The sequence below is a fragment of the Sulfitobacter sp. UBA1132 genome (assembly GCF_002311545.1).
Taxonomy (GTDB): domain Bacteria; phylum Pseudomonadota; class Alphaproteobacteria; order Rhodobacterales; family Rhodobacteraceae; genus Sulfitobacter; species Sulfitobacter pontiacus.
In genome coordinates this window covers 28,041-35,829 of the sequence record NZ_DCAN01000014.1, presented here as the reverse complement: position 1 = coordinate 35,829, position 7,789 = coordinate 28,041, and the positions used below count along the sequence as shown (strand labels likewise).

At 55.1% G+C, this 7,789-nt stretch carries 6 protein-coding genes; 2 read left to right on the top strand and 4 right to left on the bottom strand.

Annotated elements, in window-relative coordinates:
* The 3 genes from B4F27_RS11475 to B4F27_RS11465 all read right to left on the bottom strand — a co-directional run.
* Positions 1-1,427 (bottom strand): TonB-dependent siderophore receptor (locus tag B4F27_RS11475; RefSeq protein WP_286759713.1); only part of this gene is annotated, 1,427 nt, incomplete at its 3' end.
* Positions 1,428-1,531: 104 nt separating this feature from the next.
* A complete protein-coding gene (locus B4F27_RS11470) occupies positions 1,532-2,479 on the bottom strand; it encodes a FecR domain-containing protein (protein WP_286759712.1) in 948 nt (315 codons plus the stop codon).
* Positions 2,480-2,483: 4 nt separating this feature from the next.
* The gene (locus B4F27_RS11465; RefSeq protein ID WP_286759711.1) at positions 2,484-2,981 is read right to left on the bottom strand and encodes a sigma-70 family RNA polymerase sigma factor; all 498 of its coding nucleotides are present in this window, start codon (positions 2,979-2,981) and stop codon (positions 2,484-2,486) included.
* A gap of 278 nt (positions 2,982-3,259) precedes the next feature.
* Here B4F27_RS11465 and B4F27_RS11460 point away from each other — a divergent pair, with 278 nt between their 5' ends.
* Complete coding sequence (locus tag B4F27_RS11460; RefSeq protein WP_286759710.1) at positions 3,260-5,713, top strand: DUF4175 domain-containing protein; 2,454 nt, start codon at positions 3,260-3,262, stop codon at positions 5,711-5,713.
* 83 nt (positions 5,714-5,796) lie between these two features.
* On the opposite strand, the gene B4F27_RS11455 is transcribed toward B4F27_RS11460, so the two are convergent.
* A complete protein-coding gene (locus tag B4F27_RS11455) occupies positions 5,797-6,615 on the bottom strand; it encodes a DUF3426 domain-containing protein (protein WP_210515088.1) in 819 nt (272 codons plus the stop codon).
* A gap of 350 nt (positions 6,616-6,965) precedes the next feature.
* Here B4F27_RS11455 and ftsE point away from each other — a divergent pair, with 350 nt between their 5' ends.
* Positions 6,966-7,643, top strand: coding sequence for a cell division ATP-binding protein FtsE (ftsE, locus tag B4F27_RS11450; protein ID WP_286759709.1), 678 nt, complete (start codon positions 6,966-6,968; stop codon positions 7,641-7,643).
* Positions 7,644-7,789 lie beyond the last annotated feature (146 nt).

Sequence of the window (7,789 nt, the reverse complement as noted above, 5' to 3'; positions counted from 1 at the left end):
GAACCAACATTGAATATCTTGGTGGGCCTGTCATCGTCGGAATAGCGATAATTCAGTCCCGTAATAAACTTGTGCTCGAAGGCACCTGTTTCGACTTCACCTGTCAGGTCAAGAATGACTTCATGATCGTCCCTGCGGGTATTTTCGCCAATGAAAACACGCCGATTAACCGTGCGGTTGTCCGCAGCCAGCCCGGTTGAGTAATACTCCATGAAATCGGAAGTATTTCGGGTGAAGCTATAGCTGAACCGTGCATCCAGGCTGTCTGTCAGGGCGTGGGTAAGGCGCGTATTAACGTTATAGGAATCGCGATCCGTAAAACTGTCCCCAGAGGCAACATTGAACGATTTGGCATATTTGCCATTGGGGTTATCCGTTACAGCCCCCGCAAACGGCGTACCCGCATTGATCGCCGTCCAACCGTTTTCCGAGTAACTGCCTTCGATCGTCAGGTTGGTATCATCTGTCAAATCGACCGTCACATTCGGCGCAAAGAATTTATGGGAATAGCCCCAATTATCCAGTGCGGAACCTTTATCCTCATAGGCGGCATTCATCCTGACCCGCAGTCGATCATTAACCGGGCCGGTAACATCGAATTCGCCCCGGTAACTGTCGTAGCTCCCCGCTTTGACTTTGCCCTCCGAATGGAAATACGGCAGCGGCTGTTTCGTCACAACGTTGATTGTGCCGCCCGGCTCCATCTGGCTGTAAAGCACAGACGCCGGACCATAAAGCACTTCAATACGCTCAACATTGGCAAGATCGGTCGGATGATCTGTTCGGGTAAAACCAAGACCGTTCGTTGACTGTGCCGCATCGTAGCCACGAATTCGGTAGTTATCCGCAAACATGTCCTGCGAAGATCCCGAACGTGATGCGTTCGGGATCAAGCGCATCACTTCGCCAATCTGATTGGCCTGCGTTAATTCAACAGCCTGATGATCGACAACCTGAACACGCTGTGGAATATCTTTGGCACTGTCATTCTTTTGACGACCATAAACATTGATCGGCGCAAGCACGACCGCGCTCTGTTCGCTTTTGGTTATTTTATATGCGCCACCTTCATCAACAACGCGCAACCCTGAACCAAGCAACAAAGTTTGCAAACCTGCAACGGTGCTATAGTCCCCCGAAAGCGCGGGCGCCATCTTTCCCGACACCAGATCGGGCGAGAACGAAAGGGTAATTCTGGCTTCGCTCGCAAATGTATTGAGCGACTGCCCCAAAGGCCCAGCCGGGATCTCATAGGTCTTCTGGACAATGGCCTGCTCTTGGGCGTAGGCGACGCTAACCGGCGGCATTCCCAGCATGAGACCGAGGCCGAAGCCCCCAAGTCCCATTCCAAGCATCGATCCGGCAAATTTGGTTGAACGGCTCCAGAAACCATTCTTGGTCCGCGCACCATGGTTAAATTCCATCATCCCCCAGGGTCTCCTTTGATGACGTTAAGCTTTTTTCGCATTTCTATTGGGTATGCCGAGCGAGATGCGAAAAGGGGACAAGGGCGCGTGATTTTTTTTGATTATTATTCAGTTACGAGTATCCAGTACGGCGATATGCGGCGGATACGAACCGGCAGGCTGCTGGCAATAATGTTCAAAGCGGTATCTATCTGCGCCAGTTGGAAAACGCCTGAAACCCTGTAATCTGCAACCGCCGGATCACAGCGCAAAACACCAGTGCGATAACGCGACATTTCCGCAATCAAATCGCCCAGCTTCATATTGTCGCTGATAATCTGCCCCTGAACCCATGAAGGTTCCTGTCGGTGCAGTGACGACGGCTTAAGAACTTGTGACGGATTAAATTTAACCGACTGGCCTTTGTTAATCCGTGTTTCTGCCTCAGCTGACGCTGGATTGATCGCAACGGCATGTTCATAAACGTCAACCCGGATTTCGGCCCGTTCAAATTGACGCACGGCAAAGCGTGTTCCCAAGGCGCGGATAGTCCCGAATTTGGTCTGAACAATAAACGGCCTGTCATGCCCTGCCGAGCCAGCTTTTGCCGTTTGCACCAAAATCTCACCGTCAACCAGTTCGATCCGCCGGGCAGCTGCGTCAAACCGTAAATTAACGTGTGAATTGGTGTTCAAATAGAGTTGGCTACCATCTGGCAGGATGAACTTCCGGGTTTCGCCGGTTGCCGTCTTGTAGTCAGCCAAAAGCCCCGGCCATTCATCCCAGGCAAATTTGCAAACAGGCGCCAACATCAGGATAGACGCGATTGCCTTGATCGCGGCACGCCGGCTGATGCGTTCACGGCCCCATATTTTTTTCCGCATATTCCCGGGCACAGCATCAATCATACCCATCAGATTCTGGGCTTTTTGCCATGCCTCTTCATGCTGTGGACTTCTGCTTCGCCAGGCCGTCAGGGCCATTTCCTCGTCCGCACCAAATTGACCTTCCTGCATGGATGTTAACCATCCGGCGGCTTCTTCCATGATTTGACGGGATGATTTCGACGTCATGGCGTTACGCCATAGCCAAAAGGCATTGGGCAAAGCCCTTTTGCATATATCTTTTGACCGTTCTTGTAGAAATATCCATTCGGGACGCGATTTCGGCGTATGTCGCCCCTTCAATTTGCGACAACAGAAACACTTCTCGCACCTGTGTGGGCAAACGGTCCAATGCGGCGTCTATAAGCTGAATGGTTTCCAAAAGAATTTTCTGTTCTTCCGGGGAAATCACCTCTGGTTCCGGAAGCAGAGCCAAGGCTTCTAGAAACGCGCGCTCAACACTTTTACGGCGAAAGTGGTCTATCAACAGCCCTTTCGCGATCACTCTCAGATACGCACGCGGACGCCGAAGATGAACCGACTTCAGCTCGTCATGCCGCATCAGCACACGCACAAACGTATCCTGCGCCAGATCAGCCGCCTGATAACCACAGCCCAGTTTCGTTCCAAGCCAGGTTTTTAACCAAGTGTTGTGCTCGTTATATAAGTGTTCGACGTTGCAAATATGCATGGCAGATCTTGAACGCGTGAATTGGCAAATACCTTTTATTTGATATTAATTCGCATTTTCATTGTCAATTAGAATATCAGCAGGTCTTTGAATATTTTCCGTGACTACCTGCACGCATGAGGGGATTAGGCCGCCCCTCCTCCGGTCGTCATGCCGCGAAAACTTTCATCGGGTGCGACCTAATTATTTACCTCATAACGGCGGAATAACTTGACCTGAACCCCTGCAACCACAAACTCTAAGAAGGGAACTTCGCGTTTAACGGGAACACCGAACCCATGTCGTTGATACCACCCTATCCCAAGATGGAACGCCATGTGCGCAAGACGCGCTTGGTGATGGTGTGGGAATCTGTCTGGCCCTGTCTGATCCCGGCGCTTTCGATCGGGCTTTTGGTCGTTGGTCTGACCCTGACCGGAACGTTTGAACTTCTCCCCGCGACCGGGCACATCATGCTGCTGTCCGTCCTGTCGGTCGCGGTCATGGTTGCCGTGGTCGCCCCGTGGCGCAATTTCAAAATGCCCACGCGCCGGGACGTCCTGCACCGGATCGAGGTGGACAACCAACTTGATAACAACCCGCTGCAAAGCCTTGAAGATCACGTCCCCGAAACCGACGACCCACTGACCAGCTACCTCTGGCAGCGTCAACTGGGCCTGCATGAAGTCGCACTGGCAAAGCTCCGGCTGTCGCGTCCGCTGCCCGCCATTACCCGCGTTGATCGTTTTGGCCTGACCGCTATTCCTGTGTTGCTGGTGTTTGTCGGCCTGATGACCGGCCTTGACCATGTCGAGGAACGCTTTTCAAAGGCCTTCAGCCCGCTTCAGCGCCTTGGTGCCGCCGACTTCAGTGCCACCCTTTGGGTCACCCCACCGGCCTATACCGGGCAAATACCGCGCATCTTGCAGTTCAGTGCGCTGTCCGATGCCGATGCCACAGGTGCCCGCCAATCCGAAAACACAGGTAATACGACATCTGACAAGACCAGTGACGTCATCCGTGTTCAGGTCCCGGCGGGATCGACCCTTGATGGCAGCATCACAAGCATCTGGGAACCGACCCTGACCACCCCGACCGGCGCGCAATCCTTTACCGAGGGGGCCGAGAACAGCTATGTGCTGTCCACCGCCATTGACCAACCAGGCCAATGGCGCATATCGGTCTGGGGCAATGATCGCCTGACCCTTGATATCGAATTGCTGGCCGATAATGTGCCAAGCCTTTCCTTCGTCAGCCCGCCCACCATCACCCGGCGCGATCACGTGCGCCTTGATTACGTCGCCAGTGATGATTATGGCCTCGCCAGTCTTGATCTGGTGATCACGCCCGCGGCCGAAGAAGGCACGATCAAGCAATATGGCCCGATTGATCAGGTGGTGATTGATCTCAAGGGCGATGCGGCTGGCGTTACAAGCAGCGCAGGCGCCATGCCGACCCGCATCGAAGGTCCGCGCTTTATTGACCTTGTTGCCCATCCCTGGGCGGGCTTGCCGGTCAATATTCAGATGGTATCAAACGATAATGCCGATCAGCGCGGTGAAAGCGATATCCGTTCCCTGATGCTGCCCGAACGGGAGTTCAGCCATCCGGTGGCGCAAAAGCTGATTGATATCCGGCGTGGTTTGCTGCGCTATCCCGACCGCGCCCTTGAAATGCATAATGCGTTACTGCCGGTCCTGTTCGCCCCGCAGGCCTTTAACGGCCATCTCGGCGTGTTCCTGACCCTTTCCGTGGCCGAAAGCAGGTTGGCGTCCAACCTGCAAAACCGCGCCACCCATCAGGATGTCGCAGGCCTTCTGTGGCATGTCGCCGAAGAGATCGAGCGTGGCAGCTACGGCATTGCCGAGCGTAATTTGATGGAGGCCGAGGAACGCCTGCTTGAGGCCCTCGCCAACCCCGATGTCACCGAAAGCGAAATTGCCCGCCTGATTGACGAATATCGTCAGGCGCTGAATGAATATCTTGCCGCCATGATGCGCGAAAGCCCCGAACAGGCCGAAGAAGAACTCCCACCCGGCAGTGCAACGCTTGAACAACAGGACCTGTCACGCATCATCGATCAGATCGATGCCCTGATGCGTGCCGGGGCCCGTGATCAGGCCCGCCAGTTGATCGATCGTCTGCGCGAACTGGTCGAAAACATGCAGGTCACCACCGGTCAGGGCGGTATGGATATCACATCGACGCTGCGCGAAATGCTGGACGGCATGCGTGATCTGTCGCGCCGTCAGCAGGACCTGATGAATGAAGGCGATAATGCCTCCACCCAGAACGGCAATGGCCCGCGTGCGAACCAGCAACAGGGCCTGGCCGACGATGCCGGTGAAATCCTCAACGATCCCGGTCTTGGCCAGTTTGGCGATGTCAGTGGCATGAATTCGGTGATTGATGCCATGCGCGGCGCGGCAGAGGCGCTTGGCAACAACCGATCGCACGAGGCCCTGCAATATCAACGACAGGCCATGGACGCCCTGCAACAGGGCATTGGCGAAATCAGCCGCGCGCTGGAAGGCTTAAGCCAACTCGCCCCGATGCTCGAAGACCTCGAAGGATCCGGGCGCCGTGATCCGCTGGGCCGGCCCGTCGGTGGCGATGGCACCACCACCATTCCGGATGTGAACACGCTCGAACGGGCCTGGCGCATCTTGCAGGAACTACGTCGCCGGTCCGGCGATCCCGAACGCCCGGAGATCGAACAGGAATATATCGACCGCTTGCTCAAACGGTTCTGATCAGGCCACTGCCCCCCCCAAAACAAAAAAGGCAGCACGCGTTGTGCTGCCTTTCTCATAATCAGGATGTTTGCGCGAACCGCTTAGGGCTCAACCGCCTCGCGCGGGTCAAGGAAGGTGACCTGCAGGCGGGTCGCCGTCGGGTTCGGACGCCGGATCTTGGTTTCGACTTCCATGCTTTCGCCAACCGGCAACATCTGTTGCACCATTGGCATTTCCGCCCCGGACTGAACCAGCGATTCATCATAAATCAGCGGCACCTTCTTGCGCTGTACCACACGATCAAGCGGATCAAGCAGCTCGATCAGAAGGTAAGGAAGCGCACGCGGTTCTTCACTGATATTGACGATCTCGGCGCGAACAACAAGAACGTCAACGCCGTCCTCTTCTTCGCGGGTCGGCGGCAATTCGCGGATATCAAGGCCTTCGCCGACATGCGGCACATCAAGCCCGACCATGTCATAAACCTTGGCAATCGGCGGCCACAGTTCGATGATCTGATCCTTGGCGAAATAGCCACCCGCACCAATCCCGCCCAACACCAGCAGGAAGATGATCCAGCCGACAATGCCCTTTTTCTTTTTGGGCTCCGGCTTTGGATTGTTGCGAATCAACTGCTGGGGAATCGGGGGCGGATCGGGGATCTTGTCGGCTTCTTCAAAGCCCGGGTCAACCGGCCCACCGCCCATCTGATCTGCATTGAAATCAGCACCCAGCGACCCCTCTTCATTGAACGGGGCCGGAATATCATTTTCCGGGGCCGGGGCTGGCTTCTTTGCGCCAGGCGGGTCCTGATGCCAGCTATTGCCGCAGCTTTTACAGCGCACGGTTCGGCCTTTCGGACCGATTGCTTCTGTTTTAACTGAGTATTTCTTTGAACACTCTGGGCAAGTAATGATCATTGCAAACCTGGCATATCGATGACGGCGGCATCAAACACGGGGGAAGGCGTGAAACTGTCTGCGACTGACGGTCCCCCTGTGCCGTCAGTGAAGCCTTACACTATATGTAAATAGCGGCGATTTAACAGACTGTTAAGCAGAGATAACAGAAGCTGCCCGGATTTGGGTATCAAACCTCTGGCTGATCGGGCTGTTAATGGTATCCAAAATAGACGACAAACCGCCCAAACCGGTTAATTCATTTTCGATATTGTCACGACAAGGCTACTTTCCAACCCTGTCGGATCATGACGAAAGCCGATATAAACACCGATGTATCAACCGTCATTCGCCCAGATGGAGCAAGAATTTTGACCGACGTTGTCAGTTTCAGGAATGTCGGAGTCCGGTATGAATCCGGGCCGGAAATCCTGCGCGACCTTAATTTTTCGCTCGGTCGCGGCAGTTTTCATTTCCTGACCGGGGCATCGGGGGCGGGTAAGTCGACATTGATGCGACTTTTATTTTTGGCACTACGCCAGACACGCGGCGAAATTTCGATCTTTGGGCGCGATAATATCCGCATCCCGCGCGAAGAACTGCCGGCGATTCGCCGCAAGATCGGCGTGGTGTTTCAGGATTTCCGGCTGATCAACCATCTGACGACCTTTGAAAACGTCGCCCTGCCGCTGCGTGTCGCCGGTGTCGAAGACCTGCAGATTCGCAAAAACGTCACCGAACTTCTCGAATGGGTCGGGCTTGGCGATCATATCAACGCAGTGCCATCACGCCTGTCGGGCGGGCAGCAACAGCGCGTTGCCATCGCGCGCGCCGTCATTGGCCGCCCCGCCCTGCTTCTGGCCGATGAGCCGACCGGGAACGTCGATGACCGAATCGCCATGCGGTTGCTCTATCTGTTTGAAGAGCTCAACAAACTCGGCACCACCGTTCTGATCGCAACCCACAACCGGCAACTTGTCCGGCGGTTTGGCCATACCCAATGGTTGCTCGAAGGTGGTACCTTGCACGACGTCACCAACAGCGGCTGAAACCCGCCACACCAAGTCCAAGCTTCGTAAACACGGGATCAACAGGACCAACACACGATCATGGCATTTCGCGCACCTCCATCGCACCTCCCTCTTGAAAGCGATTCGTCCTCGCGCTTTTTGCCGAGCATCGTCGCCCTGATGGT

Excerpts from the sequence above, each read along its gene's own strand:
- B4F27_RS11470 (WP_286759712.1), bottom strand. The coding sequence starts at position 2,479 with ATGACGTCGAAATCATCCCGTCAAATCATGGAAGAAGCCGCCGGATGG.
- B4F27_RS11465 (WP_286759711.1), bottom strand. The coding sequence starts at position 2,981 with ATGCATATTTGCAACGTCGAACACTTATATAACGAGCACAACACTTGG.
- B4F27_RS11460 (WP_286759710.1), top strand. The coding sequence starts at position 3,260 with ATGTCGTTGATACCACCCTATCCCAAGATGGAACGCCATGTGCGCAAG.
- B4F27_RS11455 (WP_210515088.1), bottom strand. The coding sequence starts at position 6,615 with ATGATCATTACTTGCCCAGAGTGTTCAAAGAAATACTCAGTTAAAACA.